Raw genomic sequence first — 23,494 nt, forward strand, 5'->3', positions numbered from 1 at the left:
TGCCTGAAAGTGCTAGGTGCGGAAATGGTAAGACTTCACCCGCGTTAATTGCGCATAGCCCAACACCGACAGCGAAATGCCGTGGCCGGTGTCTTTTACGCCGGTCCAGGCCAGTGCAGGATCCAGATAGTCGCAGCGGTTCATAAACACGGTGCCGGTTTCGATTTGGGCGGCCAGGGCTTCGGCGGCCGCGGCGTCGCGCGTCCAGATGGAGGCGGTGAGGCCGTAGCGGCTGTCGTTCATCAGCCGCACCGCTTCGGCGTCGTCCGCCACCGGCATAATCCCCACCACCGGGCCGAAGCTTTCTTCGTTCATCACGCGCATGCTGTGGTTTACATTCACCAGCACCTGCGGCGCCAGATAAGCAGTGCCGGGGCGGCTGGCTGGGAAAGCGGCTTCGTCAATCAGCGCAGTAGCGCCTTGCGCCACGGCTTCGGCAATCTGGCCGCGCACAAAATCGGCGGCGCTGCTGCGCACCATCGGCCCCAGATTGGTATCGGCATCGGTGGGATTGCCCAAGCGGTATTGGCCGGTGATGCGCACAAATTCGGCCACAAAGGCATCGTATACCGACTGGTGTACATAAATGCGCTCAATGCCGCAGCAGGATTGGCCGGAATTAAAAAAAGCACCGTCCACCAGATTTTCGGCGGCGTTGGCCACATCGGCATCAGCGCGCACATAAGCCGGGTCTTTGCCGCCCAGCTCCAGCCCGCAGCCGATAAAGCGCTGGCTTAAGGCTGCCTGAACTTGCTGTCCGCCGCCCACTGAGCCGGTAAAGGCAACAAAATCCACCGCATCGGTGTGCAGCAGTACTTCGGTATCGGCGTGCGACAAAAACAGAATTTGGAATACACCGGCAGGCAAACCGGCAGCAGCAAAGGCTGCCTGAAACAATTCGGCCACTTGCGGGGTTTGCGAGGAATGCTTGAGCAGCACGGTATTGCCCGCCACCAATGCGGGCACAATGGCGTTTACCGCGGTGAGGAAAGGGTAGTTCCACGGTGCCATTACCAGCACGGTGCCCAGCGGCTCGCGGCGCAAAAAGCGTTTAAAGCCGGGCTGGGCGGCGGGCACTACATCGGCGAGCGCTTCGTCGGCAATGGCCAGCATATGGCGCGCACGCTCTTCCAAGCCGCGTACTTCGCCGGGCGATTGGCCGATGGGGCGGCCCATGCTGGCGGTGATGGTGCGGGCAATGTCGTCGCGGTGCGCCACCAGCCAGTCGATGGCGGCGGCCACTTTGGCTTTGCGCTCGGCCAAAGGTGTTTGACGCCAGCCGCTTTGCGCGGCTTTGGCGGCGGCCACGGCCGCGTTGATGGCGGCTTGATCGGCGTATTGGCCGTGATAGATAACTTGGCCGTCTGCGGGCGCGGTGACGCTGAAGGTTTGGCTCATGTGAAATCCTTGGATGCTTTTGATTAAATCGGTGGTTGTGTTGTTTAGATAAATTTAGATAAATCGGTTTTGCAGCTAAAGGCTGCCTGAAAATATTTCAGGCAGCCTTTAATTAAATAATTTCAAAATAACGCTGCCGTTCCCAATCGGTGACGTGTTTTTGGAATTCGCGCTCTTCCCATTCGCGGGTGGCGGCGAAGTGGTCGACAAAGTCGTCGCCCAGCCATTGCCGCGCCATCTCCGATGCACGCAGGCATTGCGCCGCTTCCCACAGGCTGCGCGGCAGGGTGAGCTCGGGCGGCGGGATTTCGGCATAGGCGTTACCGCAAAAAGCGGCGCTGGGCTCGATTTGGTGTTCGATGCCGTAAAGGCCGGCGGCAAAAATAGCGGCCACTGCCAGATAAGGGTTGCAATCGGCGCCGGGCACGCGGTATTCGATGCGTTGCGATTTGGCGCTGCCGGTGATGGCGCGGATGGCGGTGGTGCGGTTGTCGACACCCCACAATGCCGAGGTGGGCGCCCAGTAGCCGGGCACCAGGCGGCGGTAGCTGTTGATGGTGGGCGCGTGCAGTGCCATCAAGTCGCGGGCGGTGCGCTGCAAGCCGCCCACAAACCAGCGCATTTCATCGCTGATGTTGTCGGGTTTTGACGGGTCGTAAAACGCGCTGCTGCCATCGAGGTGTTGCAAAGACACATGCACATGGCCGCCTTGGCCGGAGTGATCCGGATGCCACTTGGCCATAAATGACACCATGCGGTTTTGTTTTTGCGCCAATACTTTGGCAAAGGTTTTAAATAGGGCGGCATTGTCGGCGGCGGTGCTGGTTTCCATTACTTGTAAGGCCAGCTCCAATTGGCCGGGGCCGGTTTCTTCGTGAAAACCTTCCACCGGAATGGCCATTTGGTTGCACACATCCAGCAGGCCTTCGTAGAAATCGTTGTTTACTGCCGTGCGCAGCACCGAATAGCCGAAAGGGCCGTGCCCCAGCGGTTTGGGTTGGGTGAAATCGCGCGCACGCAGGGTTTCGTGGCTTTCATCGGCCACCAGAAACTCATATTCAAAGCCGGAAAAGGTGCGGTAGCCCATGCTGTCGGCGCGTGCCAGCACGCGCTTGAGCAATTGGCGCGGGCACAGCGGTTCCATGCGCCCCACCACTTCACCCGGCACCAAAACGGTGTTGTTTTCCAGCGGCAGCTCGCGCCAGTGCTGCGGCAGCAGGCGGATTTCGGCATCGGCATAGCCGGTAATCCAGCCGGAAAGCTTGATGTTGTCGAATAATTGGTCGTTCACATCCCAGCCAAACACCACATCGCAAAAGGCGTAGTTGTTGTCTAGCGCGGCCAGAAATTTGGCGGTGGACATGTATTTGCCCGCCATCACGCCGTCCAAATCAAAAAAGCCCACTTTGATATGGGTGATGTTGCGTTCGGTAATCAGACGGCGCAAGGCGGCGGCCGCTGATGCTGCATCTGCATTCAAAGCGTGTTCCATGGTGCTCTCCGGGATTGTGGGGCCGCCAATTTTTGCGGGGTTGTATATAGAATAAACAGTATATTTTTTTATTACAAGTAAAATTTGTAATAAAAATTACAAACAAAAGCGACAAGAAAAGAAAGGCTGCCTGAAAGGGTTAAAACAGATGATTGGCATTTTGTGCCAACAAATAGCAATGATGGGTTTAATTGGCTTTGAAGAGTGCAGAAAATATCGGTAATCATGCAAAACATGCGCTAGTGAAAATTTGCGATGCCGCAACAATACAGCGCAATCGGCGCGGTGCCGCAAGTTAAGCGGGTATAATCCAACCATCCCTTTTATTGAGCTTTGTGAGCGCCATCATGATTGATAACAGCATTGCCGTGCAGTTGCGTGCCGATTACAGCGCCTTTTCGCCTACCGAGCGCAAAGTGGCGCGGGTGTTGTTGCAACAATATCCGCTGGCGGGGCTGGAAACCGTGGCGCAGCTGGCGCAAAAAGCGGCGGTGAGCGGGCCCACGGTATTGCGGCTGGTGGCCAAGCTCGGCTTTGACGGTTATAGCGCCTTCCAAGAAGCTTTGCGCACCGAATTGGATGCACAATTGCAATCGCCGCTGCTGCGGCGCGAGCCCAATCTGGGCTTGCACGGGCATGAGTTTTTGCATTCGTTTGCCGACAATATTCAAAAGCTGCTGGCGCAAACGGCGCGGCAATTGCTGCCGGAAGATTTCGATGCCGCCGTGGACTGGCTGGCGCAGCCGCGCCACCGCATCTGGCTGATTGGCGGCTACATCACCGGGCCTTTGGCCGAGTATTTCTGCCACCATTTGCAGGCCATCCGTCCGCAGGTGTCGCTGCTGCGCCCGATGCCCAACACTTGGGTAGATGCGTTGGTGGACATGGGCAAAAACGATGTGCTGGTGGTGTTTGATATCCGCCGCTACTGGCCGGAATTGCAGCCTTTGGTGAATCTGGCGGCCGAACGCAAATGCCGCCGCATTCTGATTACCGACCAATGGACATCGCCCTTGTCGGCACAGGCTGAAATCACCCTCACCGCCTACACCGAAGGCAAAACTGGCTGGGACACGAATGTGGCGATTATGCTGCTGATTGACGCCTTGATTGCGGCGCTGAACAACCGCGATTGGGAAGCCACCCGCGCACGGCTGGAGCAAATCGAGCGCCTGCGGCACAATTTTCATTTGGGCTGAGATGAGAAACCAAAAAAGCGTTCAGGCTGCCTGAACGCTTTTTTTGTTGGGTGGTGCGGATAAGTTTACGATGCCTTACGGCTGCGGCTGCGTTTGGCCGCATCGGCGGCATATTCGCTGCCATCGGCCAGCAGCATTTTCGGCTGCTCGCCGTTGTCAATCACCGCAGCGTTGATGACCACTTTTTTCACGCCGCTTAACTCGGGCAGGGCATACATGGTTTCCAGCAAGGCGCGTTCCACGATGGAGCGCAGGCCGCGCGCGCCGGTTTTGCGTGCCATTGCCAGCCGCGCAATACTGTGCAAGGCTTGCGGCTCGATTTCCAGCTCCACGCCTTCCATGGCAAATAAGGCTTGGTATTGCTTTACCAATGCGTTTTTCGGCTCGGTGAGGATGTTCATCAGCGCGGCTTCGTCCAGCTCGGCCAAGGTGGCAATCACCGGCAGGCGGCCAATCAGCTCGGGAATCAGGCCGAATTTGATTAAATCTTCCGGCTCCACGGTTTCAAACAGCTTGCCTACGTCGATGGTTTCGTCTTTGCTGCTCACGCTGGCGCCAAAGCCGATGCCGCCTTTTTCGGTGCGCTGGCGGATGACTTTTTCCAAACCGGCAAAAGCACCGCCGCAAATAAACAGGATGTTGGTGGTGTCTACATTGATGAATTCCTGATTGGGGTGCTTGCGCCCGCCTTGGGGCGGCACCGAAGCCACGGTGCCTTCAATCAGTTTGAGCAAGGCTTGTTGCACGCCTTCGCCGGACACGTCACGGGTAATTGAGGGGTTGTCGCTCTTGCGCGAGATTTTGTCGATTTCGTCAATATACACAATGCCGCGCTGGGCTTTTTCAACATCAAAATCGCAATTGCCCAACAGCTTGGTGATGATTTGCTCCACATCTTCGCCCACATAGCCCGCTTCGGTAAGCGTGGTGGCATCGGCCATCACAAAGGGCACATCCAGCTTGCGCGCCAAGCTTTGCGCCAGCAAGGTTTTGCCGGAGCCGGTGGGGCCAATCAGCAAAATATTGGACTTAGACAGCTCCACTTCTTGGCTGCCGCGCGGATGGCGCAGGCGTTTGTAGTGGTTGTATACCGCCACCGCCAGTGATTTTTTGGCCATTTCCTGGCCGATGACATGCTGGTTGAGGTTGGCCACGATTTGCGCCGGGGTGGGCAGTTTTTCGCTGCTGTCGGTGTTGGTTTCGGTGGCGGTTTCGGCTTCGTGCAGCATGGTGCTGCACACATCTACGCATTCATTGCAAATCAGTGCCGATTTGCCTTCGATGTCGGCGCCTTCAATCAAATTATGCACTTCGTGCTCGGCCTTGCCGCAAAACGAACAATAACGGGTGTTTTTACTCATGGTGGTGATCATTTCCGCCGGCCATGGCGGCCGGAATGCCCAGAAAGGCTTTTTTTTAGTAAACAGCAAAACATGGCCGGCGTGCCCGAAGTGCCACCAGCCATAAACTGCGCCAAGTATAAAGGCTGTGCCGCGGCTTTTCAAACCCGAATACCGCTGGTTTGGCTGCGTGCTTGTCGAAAAAAGTCGCCTAATTGAATGCCAAATGGCCGCAAACTGTGTAAATTCAAGCATTGGCGGCCATTTTTACATCGGTGCGGGTTTACAAACAGAATGATTTTATTGACAATTCAGGCGCTCACTCAAAAACACCATTTCAAGTATGCCGTTTCAGGCAGCCTGAAAGCCCGGGAAATAAAATCAAAAATCAACATCGGGTTGCATGTGCAAAAACAAATAAACCAAGGAGTGTTTAGAATAATGGCTAGGGTTTTTCAATATAAAGTATGGCGCGCGGCGGTGGTGATGGCGGCGGCGCTGGGCTGTGCCTTACCGGCAGCGGCGGATGATTTGGATGTTTTGGGCCAATTTTTGGATCAAAACTTCCCCAATCAAAATGATCCTTTGGGCGCATTTTTAATCAGCAATCCCAATGCCAACCTGCAAACGCAGGCTGCGGTGGCCGGGCCATTGCTCAGCTCGCAATCGGCACTGATTATGAACAGCCGCACCGGCGAAGTGCTGTATCAGAAAAACATCCATCAGGTGCGCCCGATTGCCTCCATCTCGAAGCTGGTGTCGGCGATGGTGGTGCTGGACGGCGGCCAGAACATGAATGAGCCGGTCACCATTACCGAGGCGGAAATCGACCGCCTGAAAGGCACCGGCAGCCGTCTGTCTGTCGGCACCACGCTGTCGCGGCGCGAATTATTGCATCTGGGGCTGATGAGCAGCGAAAACCGCGCCATCCATGCTTTGGGGCGCAGCTATCCGGGCGGCATGGAAGCCTTTGTGGCGGCGATGAACCGCAAAGTGCAAAGTTTGGGCATGTCCAACTCGCGTTTTTATGAGCCCACCGGCTTGGATCCGCGCAATGTGTCCACCGCCAATGACTTGGGCTTGCTGGTGCGCGCGGCAGATAAATATCCGCTTATCCGCCAATACAGCACCGATAATTACGGCTCGGTGTACACCAGCGCCGGGCGCGCGCAAACCTACCGCAATTCCAATGCGCTGGTGCGCGAAGGCACTTGGCAGGTAGGCTTGCAAAAAACCGGCTATATCCGCGAGGCGGGGCGCTCGATGGTGGTGCAGGCCAATGTGCAAAACCAGCCCTTGGTGATTGTGCTGCTCAATTCGCCCACTTCGGCTACCCGCGTGAATGATGCGCGCAGTATTCAAACATGGATTATGAGCCGCAGCCAGAGCCTGTAATCAGCATGGAGATTGCCTAAATCAAAAAAACCGGCTTTTTGAAGCCGGTTTTTTGATGGGTGAGAGCTTGTGCAGGTGCTTATTCACCCACCGAATCAATGCTGCCATGATTTTGATACAACGTAAACAGCGGCACGCCTTCATTGCGGATATTGGCTCCGCCGGGTAGGTCGGTGAATTCCAGAATGGCGGCGGCTTCGACCACATTGGCGCCCATGCGCCGAATCAGGTTCACCCCCGCCATCATGGTGCCGCCGGTGGCTACTAAGTCGTCTACCAGCAATACGCGCGAGTCTTGCTTGAGCGCATCGGTGTGCATTTCAATGGTGGCGTGGCCGTATTCCAGCGCATAGCTTTCCGATACGGTGGTAAAGGGCAGCTTGCCTTTTTTGCGAATCGGCACAAAGCCCACATTCAGTTGATAAGCCAAGGCCGCGCCGATAATAAAGCCGCGTGCGTCCAGCCCCGCCACCACATCGATTTTCTGGTTCATATAGCGGTACACCAGCAAATCCACCAGCAAGCGGAAGTATTGTGGGCTTTGCAGCACCGGCGTGATGTCGTGAAACAAAATACCGTCTTGCGGCCAATGGGGGATTTTGCGGATTTTGGCTGCCAGCGCCTCAACGCCCATAACGTCGGGATGGGTGAGCATAATAAGGGGTTCCTTGATAAGGGGGTAAGCGGCGATATGCACCAGCAGATTTTAAGGCTGCCTGAAATATTTACTGCTTGTTTTTCCGGATGACTGCGGCGATTCATCACGTTTCAGGTAGCCTTATTTTAAAGGCGCGCATCTTCAATAAAGGCCAAGCCGCATCGGTTTTCCGGCGCATCATATCACCAAACTTGCTTGTAAGCAGCCTGCACGGCGGTGCTTTTTTGGTTACAATGGCAGCTTATTTGTTTGTTGCGCTGATACCCTTATGGTTGCCACCCACGATACGCCCACCACAGCGGTTGAATCCGGCGATGCTTCTGCCTGGCTCAACCGCTATATTGCCAGCTTGCCCGAGGCGCACAGCCGCATGGTGCAGTCGGCGTGGCGCTTGGCGTGTGCACATTATCCGGCTACTGCCGTCACCTTGGCGGGCGAGCCTTTGCGCCATAATTTGCTGACCACAGCGCAGGTGGTGGCCGACATGGATTTGCTGCCCGATGCGGTGGCGGCCACTTTGCTGGTGGACATGCCCAATCATCTGCCCGGCTGGAAAACCGAAGTGGCCGAGAGCTGCGGTAGCGCGGTGGCGCAATTGGTGGCCGGTTTGGATCAGGTGCAAAAGCTGACCAAATTTGCCAAAGTAGACCCCTTGGCCACGCCGGAAGAGCGCCATCAGCAGGCCGAAGCCATGCGGCAAATGCTACTGGCGATGGTGAGCGACATCCGCGTGGTGCTGATTAAGCTGGCTTTGCGCACCCGCACCATGGTGTATCTGGGTCATGTGGCCGACGAAGAGCTCAAACGCAGCATTGCCAAAGAAACGCTGGAAATTTTTGCACCGCTGGCCAACCGCCTGGGCGTGTGGCAGCTCAAATGGCAGCTGGAAGATTTGGGTTTCCGCCACCAAAATCCAGAAGCCTACAAACGCATTGCCGGCTTGCTCGACGAAAAGCGCGGCGAGCGGCTCGAATACATTCAGCAGTTTGTCAACACCATCAAAACCGAGCTGGGCGCCTTGGGCGTGCATTGCGAAGTGGCCGGGCGCCCCAAACACATCTACTCCATTTACAAAAAAATGGTGAAGAAAAAAATCGATTTCGACGGCCTCTACGACATCCGCGCCGTGCGCGTGCTGGTAGACAGCGTGCCCGAGTGCTACACCACTTTAGGCATTGTGCACAGCCTGTGGCAGCCGATTCGCGGCGAATTCGACGACTACATCGCCCACCCCAAAGCCAACGACTACCGCAGCCTGCACACCGTAGTAGTGGGGCCGCAAGACAAGGGCGTGGAAGTGCAAATCCGCACTTTCGACATGCACCGCTTTGCCGAATTCGGCGTGGCGGCGCACTGGCGCTATAAAGAAGGCGGCAAGGGCGACAGCGCTTACGAGCAAAAAATCGCCTGGCTGCGCCAATTGCTCGATTGGCGCGAAAACATGGCCGAAACCAACAGCGCCGACTTGGCCAGCGCCTTTCAAACCGAGCTGTTTAACGACACCATTTACGTGCTCACCCCGCACGGCAAAGTATTTGCCTTGCCCAGCGGCGCCACCCCGATCGACTTTGCCTACGCGCTGCACAGCGATTTGGGCGACCGCTGTCGCGGTGCCAAAGTAGACGGCCAGATTGTGCCCTTGTCTACCGCGCTGGAAAACGGCCAACGGGTGGAAATCATCACCGTAAAAGAAGGCGTGCCCTCGGTAAACTGGCTACACGACGGCTGGGTGAAAAGCAGCAAGGCCATCGGCAAAATCCGCGCCTTTATCCGCCAGCAAAATGCCGAATCGGTGCGCGAATCCGGCCGTGCACTGCTGGAAAAACAGCTGGCCAAAATCCAGCCGCGCCCTAATCTGCAAAAATTGGTGGAAAGCCTGGGTTTCCAGAAAATCGATGAGCTTTACAGCGCATTGGGGCAGGGCGAATTGTCGGCGCGTGCCATCCAAAAAGCCGCCGGCGCCCTGCACGAGCCACCGCCGCCGCCCTTGAGCGAAGCCAATATTGTGCGTCAAAGCAAAATCAAGGCGCGCAAAAACGGCGTGCTGATCGACGGCGAAGACGGCTTGATGACCACCTTGGCCAAATGCTGCAAACCGGCACCGGGCGATGCCATTGTGGGCTTTGTTACCCGCGAGCGCGGCATTTCCGTACATCGCCACAACTGCGCCTCATTTTTGCATTTGGCGCAGCAGTCGCCCGACAAAGTACTGCCCGCCAGCTGGGCGCAACAGCAAGACAACCAAGTGTTTGCCATCGACATCGAAATCCGCGCCCAAGACCGCGGCGGCCTCTTGCGCGATGTGTCCGACGCCTTGGCACGCAATAAAATGAACGTTACCGCTGTGCAAACCCAATCGCGCGATTTGGAAGCCAGTATGCGCTTTACGCTGGAAGTAAAACAAGTGAACGATTTGCCTCGCGTATTGGCCAGCTTAAGCGAAGTGAAAGGCGTGCTGTCGGTAACGCGCTTGTAGTCTTTCAGGCAGCCTTGGTGAAATTAAGGCTGCCTGAAAAGATAAAATGAATTGATTAAAGATACCGTCGCTCCTGCGCAGGCAGGGGTTCAGTCTGATGCAACTGTGATTTCAGGCAGCCTCAAATACAAAAATACCATTTCTGCACACCCAAACGCCATTCCCATCATCCCCAAAGCTCAAAACCCTTATGCGCCAAATTATCCTCGACACCGAAACCACCGGCTTTTACCACGACGGCAACGACCGCCTAGTGGAATTTGCCGGGCTGGAAATGATAGACCGCCGCCTCACCGGCGAATACCTGCATGTGTATGTGCATCCCGAGCGCGATATGCCTGCCGATGCCGCCGCCATCCACGGCCTCACCATTGCCGAGCTGGAAAAAAAACAGGCACAGCCGTTTGCCGCCGTAGGGCAGCGCATTGCCGACTTTATCCGTGGTGCCGAGCTGATTATCCACAACGCGCCTTTCGATGTCGGCTTTTTGGACATGGAATTCAAGCGCATGAAATTGCCGCCGGTGAGCAAAACGGCCGCGCAAATTACCGACACGTTGAAAATGGCCAAAGAGCGCTATCCTGGGCAAAAAAATTCGCTTGATGCGCTGTGTACACGCCTGGATGTGGACCGCAGCCGCCGCGTGCTGCACGGCGCCTTAATCGACTGCGAACTGCTGGCCGATGTGTATCTGGCGATGACGCGCAGCCAATTCAGCCTAGTGGACGACATGCTGGGCGGTGGCGAACAGGCCAATGCCGCCAATCCGGCCGCCTCGGCGCACAATCATGCTCAGCTTAATTTGAAAGTATTGCCTGCCAATAGCGCCGAGCTGGCCGCGCATGAAGCCTATCTGGCTGATTTGGACAAAGCCGCCGGTGCCGATTGCGCTTGGCGCCAGTGGCCGCAATCATGACGCGGCATGTGGCGCTGGTGCCGGCCGCCGGTGTGGGCGCGCGCTTTGGCGCCGCCACGCCCAAACAATATGTGCGCTTGGCGGGCAAAACCGTGTTGCAGCACAGCGCTGAGGTATTATTGGCCTGCGACCAAATCGATGCGGTGGCCATTGTGGTGTCGGCTGCCGACGGCCATATCGATTCTGTTTATCCGTCTTCAGGGCTGCCTGAAAAACTGCATATTCTGCACTGCGGCGGCGATAGCCGTGCTGAAACCGTGCGCAACGGCACACAAGCCTTGTTGGCGCAAGGCCTGCTGGCGGCGGATGATTGGCTACTGGTACACGATGCCGCCCGCTGCTGCTTGCCCGCCACGGCATTACAACGCTTGCTGGATGCCGTGGCACCCCACCCAGTGGGCGGCTTGCTGGCCATGCCGCTGGCCGATACGCTTAAGCGTGCCAACGGGCAGCACAGCGTGGCCGCCACCTTAAACCGCAGCCATTTGTGGCAGGCGCAAACGCCGCAGATGTTCCGCGCCGGCCTATTGCAACAGGCGCTGGCCGATGCGGATTTAAACCAGATTACCGACGAATCTTCCGCCGTCGAAGCCTTGGGCTTACAGCCGCTGCTGGTGGAAGGCGACAGCCGCAACTTCAAACTCACCCGCGCGCAAGACGCCATATTGGCCGAATGCTTGCTGCGCCATTCACAGGAATCCGCATGAATATCCGCATTGGGCAAGGCTATGATGTCCATCAACTGGTGGCCGGGCGGCCATTGATTTTGGGCGGCGTTACCATCCCGTTCGACAAAGGCCTGCTCGGCCATTCCGATGCCGACGCCTTGCTGCACGCCATTACCGATGCCCTGCTGGGCGCGGCGGCGCTGGGCGACATCGGCAAGCTGTTTCCCGACACCGCCGCCGAAAATAAAGATGCAGACAGCCGCGTACTGCTGCGCGCCGCCTATGCTGCGGTGCAGGCGGCGGGCTGGCAGGTGGTGAATGTAGACAGCACCGTGATTGCCCAACAGCCCAAACTGCGCCCCCATATCGACGCCATGCGCGCCCATATCGCCGCCGATTTGGGGCTGGACATCGGCGCGGTGAATGTGAAGGGCAAAACCAATGAAAAGCTCGGCTATTTGGGGCGGCAAGAGGGCATTGAAGCGCAGGCGGTGGTGCTGTTGCAGGCACGGTGATTTCAGGCAGCCTCAACAACCATGCGTAGATTGGATTCTTGAATCCGACATTGGGTCGTTAAGGCCCAGAAACGGGGTTATCCTGTTCTTTAGACAAAGATTTTGCTTGCCCAAGTGGCTGAATGCGTGCTAAAAATCGCGCGTGTTGTCTTGTTGATAAACCACACACGGTATCGCACCGGAGGAGGCACTATGAAAACCAGACTGGCGTTGTGTTTATATGCGGGCTTGTTGAGCACCGCCGCGTGGGCAGGTTGCGGCGAAGGCAGCGGCCAATGTTATTACTATCAAGCCGGTGCCTTAAAAAGCCGCGGTGCCTGCCAAGTCACCACCTGTGCGGCCACCGACCAATATTTTTACACCACTTGGGAATGGCAAAAAGGCGGCAATAAAGTGAGCATTGGCTTGGGCGATGAAGGCAAACCCATCAGCCAGCGCCGCTTGATGCTCAACGGCAAACCGGCGTATGCGCTGTCGGTGCCGCTGAAAGACGACAAAATGGTGTGCTACGGTGTGATTGGCACTGATGAATTGATGTGCAATGATTCGGGCAATTTTTGATATGGCCGCGACACCGAGCGGTTTGATGTAAATAACGGTATCAGATGACGCGGGATGTTCGGCATTACTGCCCGATTCATACTACCCGGAATATCTTTTTAAAAAACCTTTCAGGCTGCCTGAAAGGTTTTTTGTTATGATGCAACATCACAAAATGAACGCTGTGCCATGAACGCCTTATTCAACCGCCGCACCCTGTTTGCCGAGCTGATGCTGCTCAATATTGCCGTGGCCTGGGGGCTGGGTTTCCCGCTGATGAAAGACGCGATGGCACTGCACGGCATCTGGACCTTGCTGTGGCTGCGCTTTGCCTTGGCCGCCTTGCTGGTGTTGCCGTTTGCCTTGCGCCAGCCGCGCGACATTAATCGCAGCACGGTGCTGGCCGGTGCGGTATTGGGCGTGTTGTTGTTTTTGGCGTTTGCCTTTTTGATTGGCGGGCTGCAATACACCAGCGCTGCCAACACCGGTTTTCTGGCCGGGCTGACCATGCTGTTTGTGCCGCTGCTGGAGCGCTTGCTGTGGCGCCGCCCTTTGCACGCAGGGGTGAAGTGGTCGGTGCTGTTGGGTTTGCTCGGTTTGGCAGTGCTGTCGCAAGTGCATGCGGTGCGCCCGGGGCTGGGCGATGTGCTGGTGTTGGTGGGCGCGGTGTTCAGCGCCCTGCAAATCATCGCCACCGATAGATTGGCACCACGCCACAATGCCGAATGGCTCACCGTGGTGCAGCTGGTGGTGGCGGCCATGCTGTTTGCCGCCGCCTGCATGCCGACCGGGCAGCCTTTGTGGCCGGCGGTGTGGGACGGCGGCTTGTGGCGGGCGCTGCTGCTCACTGCCGGATTTGCTACCGCGTTTGCCTTTTGGGTGCAAATGCGCTTCCAAGAACACACCACCCCGCAACGGGCGGCGTTGATTTTCAACCTAGAGCCGCTGTTTGGCGCCCTGTTTGCCTGGTGGCTGCTGGGCGAACACATCGGCGGCCATGTATGGCTGGGCGGCTTGCTGATTGTGGCGGCGATGATGGTGTCGGGCTTATGGCCGCAAACACACCAGAAATAGCACTCCGGCTGCGTTTGCTTTAGGCTGCCTGAAATCCGGCGATGCGCGAATTTAAGCCATCTTGATTTTCACGTGCAATCACATCAAACACCCACCATGCCAACACACAACACCTTGCCGCAATGGGCAGCGGCCACATTGGCTTGCCAAGGCTTGGCCGTGGAGGCGGCCTTTGGTGCCGGCAAAACGGCGGTGCTTAAAGCGGTGCAGCATTTGGGCTATGTGCAAATCGACATCTTACGAACGCGTAATTTTCAGGGCTTATACCCATTCTACAAAATAAGATAACAAGGCGGCGAGCCGAAGACAGTACAAATAGTACGGCAAGGCGAGCCAACGCAGTTAGGTTATTTTGTAGAATTGGTATTAATTTGCTTGCTTTAGGTGGGTTTACACCCACTCAAGAGCAACGGTTTGGTTTTGTTCTCTACCAAATTCAGGCACGCAAAGCCCCCGCCGCTTGAGCCAAGCGGGTGATTTCCGTCCAATTTTGGGCGGCAACGGTGGCTTTGGGGGTGAGCCAAGAGCCGCCCACGGCCAATACATTGGGCAAGGCCAAGTAGTCGGCTGCGTTGGTCGGGGTGATGCCGCCGGTGGGGCAGAAGCGGGCATCGGCAAAAGGGCCTGCCAAGGCTTGCAGCAGTTTGATGCCGCCCACGGCTTCGGCGGGAAAGAGCTTACAGGTATCGAAACCGGCGGCCAGTGCGGCCATCAGTTCGCTGGCACTGGCCACGCCGGGCAGAAACGGCAGCGCGGCGCTTTGTACGGCGTTTGCCAAAGCAGGCGTGAGGCCGGGGCTGACGCCGAATTGCGCACCGGCATCAATACATTGTTGCACTTGTAAAGGCTGGGTGATGGTGCCCGCACCCACCACCGCTTGCGGCACGGCATCGCGGATGCGGCGCATGGCGGGCAGGGCCGCCGGGGTGCGCAGGGTGATTTCCAGTGCGTAAATGCCACCGGCCACCAGCGCTTGTGCCAAATCCACGGCGGCTTCGGCATCGTCGACGACCATTACCGGCACAATCGGGCTTAAGGCCAACAGTTCGCGGGTATTCATGGGTGTTCCTTGTTGTTTAGAGTGGAAAAGGCTGCCTGAACCATGGCAGCGGTTTATGCGTGTAGGCTAGGCAAAATCACCGCCAAAGCTCATTGCCCCGGTTTCGGCGCTGCTGGCCAATTGGCGCATACCGGCAAACAGCTCGCGGCCGCAGCCGTGGGCATTGGCGTTTAAATCGGCGCCGGCGGGCTGGCGGGCAGCCCATTCGGTGGCGTCAACCAATACCTTCAATTCGCCGCTCACGGCATCTAGGCGGATGATGTCGCCATCGCGGATTTTGGCAATATCGCCGCCCATCAAGGCTTCGGGAGAGACATGAATCGCCGCCGGTACTTTGCCGGACGCGCCGGACATGCGCCCGTCGGTAACAATCGCCACTTTAAAGCCGCGGTTTTGCAGCACGCTTAAGGCCGGAGTGAGCTGGTGCAATTCGGGCATGCCGTTGGCACGCGCGCCTTGAAAGCGCACCACCACCACGCCGTCTTGGTTTAATTCGCCGCGCTCAAATGCGGCCAGTACGGCGTGTTGATTATCGAACACGCGTGCGGGCGCTTGGATGATTTGCTGATCGGCGGCCACGGCAGAAACTTTAATCACCGCGCGGCCGATATTGCCTTGCAGCAGGCGCAGGCCGCCGTTGGCGGCAAAGGGGGCGTGTGCCGGGCGCAAAACGCTGTCGTCGCCGCTGTGGTCGGGGGCGTCGCGCCATTGCAGCACGCCATTATGCAGATAGGGCTCTTGTGTGTGGGTGTGCAAACCGTGGCCCACTACGGTGTGCACATCCGGATGCAGCAAACCGGCCGCCAGCAGCTCGCGCACCACCAGCCCCACGCCGCCGGCGGCATGGAAATGGTTGATGTCGGCTTTGCCGTTGGGATAAATGCGTGCCAGCAAGGGTGTAGCGGCGGATAAGTCGTCGAAGTCTGACCAGTTGATGATGATGCCCGCCGCTCGCGCCATCGCCACCAAATGCAGGGTGTGGTTGGTGGAGCCGCCGGTGGCGAGCAAGCCCACCATGCCGTTGACAATGGTTTTTTCGTCCACCATTTCGCCTACCGGCATGGCGCTGCCGCTATTGAGCTGTTGCGCCAATAGGGCGGCCGCTTGGCGGGTAAGCGCTTCGCGCAGCGGGGTGCCGGGGTGGGCAAACGCGGCGCCGGGCAGATGCAGACCCATGATTTCCATCAGCATTTGATTGGAGTTGGCGGTGCCGTAAAAGGTGCAGGTACCTGCGCCGTGGTAGCAGGCGGCTTCGCTTTGCAGCAGGGCATCGCGCCCCACTTTGCCTTCGGCGAATAATTGGCGTATCCGCGCTTTGTCGTCGTTGGCGATGCCGGTGGTCATCGGGCCGGCGGGCACAAACAGGGCGGGCAGGTGGCCGAATGCCAGTGCGCCAATCAACAGGCCGGGCACAATTTTGTCGCACACGCCCAGATACAGTGCGCCGTCAAACATGTGGTGCGCCAGCGCCACGGCGGTGCTCATGGCAATCACATCGCGCGAAAACAACGATAGCTCCATGCCGCTTTGCCCTTGGGTGATGCCGTCGCACATGGCGGGCACGCCGCCGGCAAATTGTGCGCTGGCGCCGTGCTGCCACGCGGCCTCTTTCAGCCAAGCGGGAAACGCGGCAAAAGGCTGGTGGGCAGATAGCATGTCGTTATAGGCCGACACAATGGCCAGATTGGGCATGGCTTCTTGTGCCAGCTCGATTTTGACGGCCTTATCCATGGCGGCAAAGCCGTGTGCCAAATTGGTGCAGCCCAATTGGCTGCGCTGGGTTTTGCCTTGCGCCGCAGCGCTGTGGATGCGGGCCAAATAAGCGCTGCGGCTGGCGTGGCTGCGTTGGCGGATGCGTTCGGTAACGCTGTGGATGATGGGGTGGAGGGTGTTCATGCGTGCCTCTTTCTCAAGATTGGCTGCGGATATTTTAATGTGGGTTGATTGTAGTTTTATTACAAAAATTTGGCAACTTGCACTGCAACATGGGTAATGCCGGTGTTTATTTGCTGCATTGCGGCATATTGAATACTCAAAAATCATGGCTTGATGTAGCGATATTTTGTGGATAAGCAAGCGCTTTCAGGCAGCCTTATTTGTGGTAAGTTAATTTATCAAAGATTCATAAAACAGCAGCTTGGCGAGGTTAAATTAAAGCGGTGTGCCAATCTTGGTTTGGCAGCGCATCTTCGCGCTGCGGAAAGGCTGGACAAGCGCTGGCGGCAAATGTAGGATTGCTACAAAATAAAGGCCGTGCATGGGCGGCATCTGTTGTAAAATTTCATTAAGCGTAGGCTGCCTGAATCCGGGTTGTTTGGATTTAATTGGCTGGATTTAAACGGGATGGCGTAAATGGACAATAAACCTGTTTTTGATATGGTGCTGTTTGGCGGCACCGGTGATTTGGTGATGCGCAAATTGTTGCCGTCGCTGTATCAGGCGCATGCGGCCGGTTTGCTTAATCAAAATGGCCGCTTGTGGGCCTTGGGGCGCAAAGATTTGGGGCGTGATGCCTATTTGCAGCAAGTGGAAGCCGAGGCGCGCATCCACATCAAACACGCTTTTGATGCGGCGCAATGGCAAAGCTTTTGCCAGCGCATCGACTATATCCAGCTTGATGCCAACGATGCAGCCGGCTTTCAGCGCTTGGCCGCCGCTTTGGCCGCGCAGGAAAAACGCGGCGAAGTGATTTGCTATTTGTCTACCGCGCCGCGCTACTTCACCCCCATTTGCCGCCATCTGGCCGCGGTGGGGCTGAACGGCAGCCAAGTGCGCGTGGTGTTGGAAAAACCGCTGGGCACCGATTTGGCGTCGTCCAACGCCATCAATGACGCGGTGGCCGAGTTTTTTAACGAAACGCAGATTTACCGTATCGACCACTATCTGGGCAAAGAATCGGTGCAAAACCTGCTGGCCATCCGCTTTGCCAATGTGCTGTTTGAGCCTTTGTGGCGTCGCCAGTGGATCGACAGCGTGCAAATCACCATTGCCGAGAGCTTGGGCGTGGAAGGGCGCGGCGAGTTTTACGACGGCACCGGCGCCTTGCGCGATATGGTGCAAAACCACTTGCTGCAATTGCTGTGTATGGTGGCGATGGAGCCGCCCGCCAGCCTTGATGCCGATGCCGTGCGCGATGAAAAGCTGAAGGTGCTCAAGTCGCTCAAGCCTTTAAGCGCCGAAGACGTGGCGCGGCAAGTGGTGCGCGGCCAGTATAAAGCCGGCGCGATTAATGGCGCGCCGGTGCCCGCGTATCGCGATGAGGCCGATGTGGCCGCCCACAGCCACACCGAAACTTTTGTGGCCATTAAAGCGGAAATCCAGAATTGGCGCTGGGCAGGGGTGCCGTTTTTCTTGCGCACCGGCAAGCGGATGCAGGAAAAGTTGGCCGAAATTGTGATTAATTTTCGCGCCGTGCCGCTGGAGTTGTTTCCCGGCAGCGCCGCGGCGGCGCCCAACCGCTTGGTGATCCGCCTGCAACCGGAAGAAGACATCCGCCTGTATTTGCAGGCCAAACAGCCGGGCAACGATATGGCGGTGCAATCCACTTTTCTGAATCTGGATTTTTGCAATGTATTCCACGCCCGTCGCGCCGACGCCTACGAGCGCCTGCTCTTGGATGTGATTAACGGCAAACTGGCGCTATTTATGCGCCGCGACGAATTGGTGGCGGCATGGGAATGGGTAACGCCGATTATGGACTACTGGGCCGCCAACAACACCGAGCCGAAGCTGTATACCGCCGGCAGCTGGGGGCCTGCTGCTTCGAGTGCGCTGTTGTCGAAAAGCAATACCTGCTGGCATGAAGAGCTGTAGTTTTCAGGCAGCCTTTAGATAACAGCCAATAAAATGATATTTTTAATAAAATCATCTTTTTAATGTAGAGAAACCATGAACACCGCCACTTATTTTGCCTATCCTGATGCCGCCGCGCAGGCGCAAGGTTTGGCGCAGGCCGTGGCCGCTTTGCTGCGCCACCACATCAACAGCCAAGATTATGCCGTGCTGGCCGTGTCCGGCGGGCGCTCGCCGATTGCGGTTTTTGAAGCCTTAAGCCAAATCGAATTGCCTTGGCATAAAGTGACCATCACCTTGGTGGACGAGCGCTGGGTGCCTGCCCACCATGCCGACAGCAACGGCGCTTTGGTGCGCCGCCATTTACTGCAACACCACGCGGCCTTGGCGCAATGGCAGCCGCTGGTGGCCGAAAATGCCGATGACTTATTTTTCAGGCAGCCTGAAAATGTGGCCGCATCGGTGGCCGCAGCCTTGGCAGACTACCGCCAGCCGGACGTGGTGCTGCTGGGCATGGGCGACGACGGCCACACCGCCAGCTTATTTCCATCTGCATCGCAGCTGCCCGCGGCCTTGGCTGCCGATGCACCGGCATTGCTGCACACCACACCGGTGAGCGCCCCGCACGAGCGCATCAGCCTTAGCTTGGGTGCCATTGCGACGGCGGCCAACGTGCTGCTGGCGATTGGCGGCAGCAGCAAGCGCCGCGTCTTGCAGCAAGCACTGGCCGCCCACAGCGCCGCCTTGCCCGTGGGGCTGGTGCTCAACCATCCGCAGGTTTCTGCGCACATCCACTACCATGAATAATATCGACCCAAACTGGCCGCGCTTGGTGGCCGATATTGGCGGCACCAACGCCCGTTTCGCCCTCGAGACCGCGCCGCAGGTGCTGCAACACATTGATGTATTGGCGGCCAACGATTACGACAGTATTGTCGAGGCCATCCGCACCTATCTGGCGCGGGTAGGCAATCCGCCCATCCGCCATGCCGCCATCGCCATTGCCAACCCGATTGTGGGCGACTGGGTGCAGATGACCAACCACCATTGGGCGTTTTCCATCGAAACCACCCGCCAGGCACTGCATCTGGATACACTGATTTTGCTCAACGACTTTACCGCCCAAGCTTTATCGGTGCCACAAGTGGGCGCTGATGAATTGGTGCAGGTGGGCGGCGGCCAGCCCTTGGACAGTGCCCCAAAAGCGGTGATTGGCCCCGGCACCGGCTTGGGGGTATCGGGGCTGGTGCCGGGGCAGGGCGGCTTTGTGGCGCTGGCGGGCGAGGGCGGCCATGTGAGCTTTTCGCCGTTTGACGACACCGAAATCTATCTATGGCAATACGCGCGCGAACGCTACGGCCATGTATCGGCCGAGCGTCTGCTGTCCGGCGCAGGCTTAAGCCTGATTTACGAAGCGCTGGCGGTACGCGAACAAGTAGACCGCCCCACGCTCACCGCCGCCGAAATCAGCGAACGCGCGCTGGGGGGGCATTCGCCGCTGGCACGGCTGAGCCTGGATATTTTTTGCGCCATTTTGGGCACCACCGCCGCCAATTTGGCGCTCACGCTGGGCGCGCGCGGCGGTGTGTATGTGTGCGGTGGCATTGTGCCGCGTTTTATCGATTATTTCCCCACCTCGCCGTTTCGCAGCCGCTTTGAAAGCAAAGGCCGCTTCGATGCCTATCTGGCGGCGATTCCGGTGTATGTGGTGCTAAACAAACAGCCGGGCTTGGCCGGCGCCGCCGTGGCCTTGGCGCAGCATTTGCATCAGGCTGCCTGAAGCAGGTTTCAGGTGTCGGGTTTCAGGAATCAGAGGGCAGGTGTTGGCCGGATATTTTAATTGGATGTATGCGCCTTTCAGGCAGCCTTGGCTGTAGGTCGGATTCTTGAATCCGACGGTTGCTTTTTTATTCAGGCTGCCTGAAACGAAAAATCCGTGCAGCCTTTCCCTTGGCGCAGCCGAACGGAACATGGTTTTGGCGGAAATAAGGGCGGTCCGGAGCGCAGCGACTAGCGCCCGCCGCCAAAAGCATGTGTAGTGAGGGAAGTTTGGCGTAGCCAAACCTGCAACCGGGGTCACCTTTCTTTGCTTACTTTCTTTGGTGAAACAAAGAAAGTAAGTGGCCGCGCGGCCATGAAGCGCCAAGTAAAACGATAAGAAAACGCATAAAAAAATACTGCCTGTTTTTTGGAAGTCCATCCGCTTTGTTTTAGTTTGTGCGTCCAATGGATTGCCTAATCAAGTTCGGCAATCACGGATTAGATGGTTTCAGGCAGCCTTTAATATTAATAATGTGCGCAAATGTTCACATGATAACCATAACAAAAAACCATTCACAAGGAGCCGGATATGCTGGTGATGATTAGCCAAAAACTGCCCGAATTGTCGGCGGCGGAGCGCAAGGTGGGCGAGTGTGCGCTGGCCGATGCCAAATGGTTTGTGCATGCTGCGGTGGCCGAAATTGCCAAAGAGGCGCAGGTAAGCCAGCCCACGGTGATCCGTTTTTGCCGCAGCTTGGGCTATAAGGGTTTGCCCGAATTCAAGCTCAATCTGTCGGCCAGCATCGGCCACGAAGGCACGCCTTATGTGCACGAAGAGCTCAACAGCACCGACTCCTTGCAAGACGTGATGGAAAAAGTGCTCGGCAACACCGCTGCGGCCATTTTAAGCTGCCGCAAATCGCTGTCGGAAGCGGCGCTGGACAAAGCGGTGTCGCTGCTGGTTAAGGCGCGGCGGATTGAATTTTACGGTGCGGGCAATTCCGGCATTGTGGCGCAAGACGCACAGCACAAGCTGTTTCGCTTCGGCGTGTCTACCGTGGCCTACACCGACAACCACATCCAACTGATGGCCGCCTCGGTACTCAGCCCGCAAGACGCGCTGGTGGTGATTTCACACTCCGGCTCTTCGCTTGACTTACTCGATGCGGTGCGGCTGGCCAAGCAAAACGGCGCTGCGGTGGTGGCGCTCACCCGTGCCGATTCGGCGCTGGCCGCCGAAGCCGATGTGGTGCTCAGCGTGGCCAGCCATGAAGACGGCAACACCTACACGCCGATGATTTCGCGCCTGTTGCAATTGTTGGTGGTGGACATGCTCACCATCGGCTTGGCATTGCGCTTGGGTGCCAATGTCAGCGAAGTGCTGGCCAAAACCAAAAACAGCATCAAGGCCAAGCGGCTCAGCCCAGCCGCCAAACCCCCTCGCCACTAAGGAAACCTTATGCGCCATCTCACCGAATTGCCTGCTTGGAACGCCTTATGGCAGCATTTTGAGCAAACCAAAAACGTGCACATGCGTGATTTGTTTGCCGAAGACCCTAATCGTGCCGAGCGCTATTGGCTGGAAGTGGGCGGCATTATGCTCGACTACAGCAAAAACCGCATCACCGATGAAACCTTGGCGCTGTTGATGGATTTGGCGCGCGAAGCCGGGCTGCCTGAACGCATCAAGCAGATGTTTCACGGCGATAAAATCAACCCCACCGAACACCGCGCCGTGCTGCATGTGGCGCTGCGCAACCGCACCAATGCGCCGATTAAAGTAGACGGCGAAGACGTGATGCCCAAAGTAAACGCCGTGCTCGAGCGCATGGGGCGCTTTGCCCACGCTGTGCGCGGCGGCGAGTGGCTGGGTTACACCAATCAGGTGATTACCGATGTGGTGAACATCGGCATCGGCGGCTCCGATTTGGGCCCTTTGATGATGTGCTCGGCGCTCAAGCCGTTTGGCCATCCGCGCCTGCGTATGCATTTTGTGTCGAATATCGACGGCATGCAGCTCAAAGAAACACTGAAAAAAGTACACCCCGAAACCACCTTGTTTGTGGTGGCCTCCAAAACCTTTACCACCCAAGAAACCCTCACCAATGCGCTCACTGCACGGGCGTGGTTTTTGAAATACGCCAACAGCGAAGCCGATGTGGCCAAACACTTTGTGGCGGTGTCTACCAACCAAAAAGCGGTGGCCGCATTCGGCATCAACCCGGCCAATATGTTTGAATTTTGGGACTGGGTGGGCGGGCGCTACAGCCTGTGGTCGGCCATCGGCCTGCCGATTATGCTGTATCTGGGCGAAGAAAATTTTATCGAAATGCTCAACGGCGCCCACTTAATGGATCAGCATTTCAAAAACGCGCCCTTGGAGCAAAACATGCCGGTGCTGCTGGCGATGATCGGCATTTGGTATATCAATTTTTACGGCGGCGGCAGCCACATCATCGCCCCTTACGACCAATACCTACACCGCCTGCCCGCGTTTATCCAGCAATTGGATATGGAAAGCAACGGCAAACAAGTGACGCTCGACGGCCAAGCGGTGGCGCACGAAACCGCGCCGATTATCTGGGGCGAAACCGGCATCAACGGCCAGCACGCCTTTTTCCAATTGCTGCACCAAGGCACCCACATCACCCCGATTGATTTGATTGCCTCGCTGGAAAAACGCAGCAATCTGCCCGGCCACCACGAAATCCTGCTGGCCAATGTATTTGCCCAAGCCGAAGCGTTTATGCGTGGCAAAACCGCCGCCGAAGTGCGCACCGAATTGGCAGCACAAGGGCTGCCTGAAAGCGAAATCGAGGCTTTGGTGCCGCACAAAGTGTTTGTGGGCAACCGCCCCAGCAATCTGCTGCTGCTCTCCCGGCTCGACCCGCGCAATATGGGCAGCCTGATTGCGCTTTACGAACATAAAATTTTTGTGCAAGGCGTGGTGTGGGGCATCAACAGCTTCGACCAATGGGGCGTGGAATTGGGTAAACAGCTGGCCAAAACCATTCTGGCCGAGCTCACCGGCGACACCCCGCCGCAAGCCCATGACAGCTCCACCGCCCGGCTAGTGCAGCTTTACCGCCAAACCAATTGCGAAAACGGCGGCGTGTGCGAGCAGGTATTCAAACAGCCCGAGGATAAGTAGAATCGCGGCCGTATTGCGTTGTTTGCTATATTTTTGGTTTCAGGCAGCCTTTACCCTAA

The 23,494-nt window shown here is 57.3% G+C and carries 21 protein-coding genes; 14 read left to right on the forward strand and 7 right to left on the reverse strand.

The window, feature by feature from the left end:
• Window positions 1-12: 12 nt before the first annotated feature.
• Together JQU52_RS06055 and JQU52_RS06060 are read right to left on the reverse strand one after the other, a co-directional pair.
• Entirely contained in the window at window positions 13-1,398 is a 1,386-nt protein-coding gene (locus JQU52_RS06055) for an aldehyde dehydrogenase family protein (RefSeq protein WP_230340237.1), read from the reverse strand.
• Window positions 1,399-1,510: 112 nt separating this feature from the next.
• Window positions 1,511-2,890, reverse strand: a complete 1,380-nt coding sequence (locus JQU52_RS06060) for a glutamine synthetase family protein (RefSeq protein WP_230340238.1) — start codon at window positions 2,888-2,890, stop codon at window positions 1,511-1,513.
• Between the two features lie 347 nt (window positions 2,891-3,237).
• Between JQU52_RS06060 and JQU52_RS06065 the strand changes: the two genes are divergently transcribed.
• On the forward strand, window positions 3,238-4,089 hold the full coding sequence (locus tag JQU52_RS06065; RefSeq protein ID WP_230340239.1) for a MurR/RpiR family transcriptional regulator: 852 nt from the start codon (window positions 3,238-3,240) through the stop codon (window positions 4,087-4,089).
• Window positions 4,090-4,154: 65 nt separating this feature from the next.
• Here JQU52_RS06065 and clpX read toward each other — a convergent pair whose 3' ends face one another.
• On the reverse strand, window positions 4,155-5,450 hold the full coding sequence (clpX, locus tag JQU52_RS06070; protein ID WP_230340240.1) for an ATP-dependent Clp protease ATP-binding subunit ClpX: 1,296 nt from the start codon (window positions 5,448-5,450) through the stop codon (window positions 4,155-4,157).
• Window positions 5,451-5,870: 420 nt separating this feature from the next.
• On the opposite strand from clpX, the gene JQU52_RS06075 reads away from it, so the two are divergent.
• Window positions 5,871-6,824, forward strand: coding sequence for a D-alanyl-D-alanine carboxypeptidase family protein (locus JQU52_RS06075; RefSeq protein WP_379060935.1), 954 nt, complete (start codon window positions 5,871-5,873; stop codon window positions 6,822-6,824).
• Window positions 6,825-6,903: 79 nt separating this feature from the next.
• Here JQU52_RS06075 and JQU52_RS06080 read toward each other — a convergent pair whose 3' ends face one another.
• Window positions 6,904-7,479: an adenine phosphoribosyltransferase gene (locus JQU52_RS06080; protein WP_230340241.1), complete on the reverse strand. Its 576-nt coding sequence runs from the start codon at window positions 7,477-7,479 to the stop codon at window positions 6,904-6,906.
• A gap of 271 nt (window positions 7,480-7,750) precedes the next feature.
• Here JQU52_RS06080 and JQU52_RS06085 point away from each other — a divergent pair, with 271 nt between their 5' ends.
• The 7 genes from JQU52_RS06085 to JQU52_RS06115 all read left to right on the forward strand — a co-directional run bounded on the left by JQU52_RS06085 (window position 7,751) and on the right by JQU52_RS06115 (window position 13,959).
• Window positions 7,751-9,958 carry a RelA/SpoT family protein gene (locus tag JQU52_RS06085; protein ID WP_230340242.1) on the forward strand — a complete coding sequence of 736 codons (2,208 nt, stop codon included), beginning with the start codon at window positions 7,751-7,753 and terminating at the stop codon, window positions 9,956-9,958.
• A gap of 190 nt (window positions 9,959-10,148) precedes the next feature.
• Complete coding sequence (dnaQ, locus tag JQU52_RS06090; protein WP_230340243.1) at window positions 10,149-10,874, forward strand: DNA polymerase III subunit epsilon; 726 nt, start codon at window positions 10,149-10,151, stop codon at window positions 10,872-10,874.
• Window positions 10,871-11,581: a 2-C-methyl-D-erythritol 4-phosphate cytidylyltransferase gene (ispD, locus tag JQU52_RS06095; protein ID WP_230340532.1), complete on the forward strand. Its 711-nt coding sequence runs from the start codon at window positions 10,871-10,873 to the stop codon at window positions 11,579-11,581. The genes dnaQ and ispD overlap by 4 nt, the downstream gene beginning before the upstream one ends.
• Complete coding sequence (ispF, locus tag JQU52_RS06100) at window positions 11,578-12,057, forward strand: 2-C-methyl-D-erythritol 2,4-cyclodiphosphate synthase (RefSeq protein ID WP_230340244.1); 480 nt, start codon at window positions 11,578-11,580, stop codon at window positions 12,055-12,057. Before ispD ends, ispF begins: the two co-directional genes overlap by 4 nt.
• Before the next feature lie 192 nt (window positions 12,058-12,249).
• Window positions 12,250-12,618: a hypothetical protein gene (locus tag JQU52_RS06105; RefSeq protein WP_230340245.1), complete on the forward strand. Its 369-nt coding sequence runs from the start codon at window positions 12,250-12,252 to the stop codon at window positions 12,616-12,618.
• 168 nt (window positions 12,619-12,786) lie between these two features.
• Window positions 12,787-13,671, forward strand: a complete 885-nt coding sequence (locus tag JQU52_RS06110; RefSeq protein WP_230340246.1) for a DMT family transporter — start codon at window positions 12,787-12,789, stop codon at window positions 13,669-13,671.
• Window positions 13,672-13,767: 96 nt separating this feature from the next.
• On the forward strand, window positions 13,768-13,959 hold the full coding sequence (locus JQU52_RS06115; protein WP_230340247.1) for a hypothetical protein: 192 nt from the start codon (window positions 13,768-13,770) through the stop codon (window positions 13,957-13,959).
• A 148-nt stretch (window positions 13,960-14,107) separates the two neighbouring features.
• On the opposite strand, the gene JQU52_RS06120 is transcribed toward JQU52_RS06115, so the two are convergent.
• Together JQU52_RS06120 and edd are read right to left on the reverse strand one after the other, a co-directional pair.
• Entirely contained in the window at window positions 14,108-14,731 is a 624-nt protein-coding gene (locus tag JQU52_RS06120; protein ID WP_230340248.1) for a bifunctional 4-hydroxy-2-oxoglutarate aldolase/2-dehydro-3-deoxy-phosphogluconate aldolase, read from the reverse strand.
• Window positions 14,732-14,797: 66 nt separating this feature from the next.
• Complete coding sequence (edd, locus tag JQU52_RS06125; RefSeq protein ID WP_230340249.1) at window positions 14,798-16,627, reverse strand: phosphogluconate dehydratase; 1,830 nt, start codon at window positions 16,625-16,627, stop codon at window positions 14,798-14,800.
• A gap of 456 nt (window positions 16,628-17,083) precedes the next feature.
• Here edd and zwf point away from each other — a divergent pair, with 456 nt between their 5' ends.
• The 3 genes from zwf (at window position 17,084) to JQU52_RS06140 (ending at window position 20,303) form a co-directional block, all read left to right on the forward strand.
• A complete protein-coding gene (gene zwf, locus JQU52_RS06130; protein ID WP_230340250.1) occupies window positions 17,084-18,544 on the forward strand; it encodes a glucose-6-phosphate dehydrogenase in 1,461 nt (486 codons plus the stop codon).
• A gap of 75 nt (window positions 18,545-18,619) precedes the next feature.
• Window positions 18,620-19,330, forward strand: a complete 711-nt coding sequence (pgl, locus tag JQU52_RS06135) for a 6-phosphogluconolactonase (RefSeq protein WP_230340251.1) — start codon at window positions 18,620-18,622, stop codon at window positions 19,328-19,330.
• The gene (locus JQU52_RS06140) at window positions 19,323-20,303 is read left to right on the forward strand and encodes a glucokinase (RefSeq protein ID WP_230340252.1); all 981 of its coding nucleotides are present in this window, start codon (window positions 19,323-19,325) and stop codon (window positions 20,301-20,303) included. Before pgl ends, JQU52_RS06140 begins: the two co-directional genes overlap by 8 nt.
• Here JQU52_RS06140 and JQU52_RS06145 read toward each other — a convergent pair.
• Window positions 20,235-20,750 carry a hypothetical protein gene (locus JQU52_RS06145; RefSeq protein WP_230340253.1) on the reverse strand — a complete coding sequence of 172 codons (516 nt, stop codon included), beginning with the start codon at window positions 20,748-20,750 and terminating at the stop codon, window positions 20,235-20,237. The genes JQU52_RS06140 and JQU52_RS06145 overlap by 69 nt on opposite strands.
• 123 nt (window positions 20,751-20,873) lie before the next feature.
• On the opposite strand from JQU52_RS06145, the gene JQU52_RS06150 reads away from it, so the two are divergent.
• Both JQU52_RS06150 and pgi read left to right on the forward strand, forming a co-directional pair.
• Entirely contained in the window at window positions 20,874-21,734 is an 861-nt protein-coding gene (locus tag JQU52_RS06150; protein WP_230340254.1) for an SIS domain-containing protein, read from the forward strand.
• Window positions 21,735-21,743: 9 nt separating this feature from the next.
• Entirely contained in the window at window positions 21,744-23,435 is a 1,692-nt protein-coding gene (gene pgi / locus JQU52_RS06155) for a glucose-6-phosphate isomerase (RefSeq protein ID WP_230340255.1), read from the forward strand.
• Window positions 23,436-23,494: the final 59 nt, after the last annotated feature.

The organism is Paralysiella testudinis (genome assembly GCF_016894345.1).
In the GTDB taxonomy this organism is placed as follows: domain Bacteria; phylum Pseudomonadota; class Gammaproteobacteria; order Burkholderiales; family Neisseriaceae; genus Paralysiella; species Paralysiella testudinis.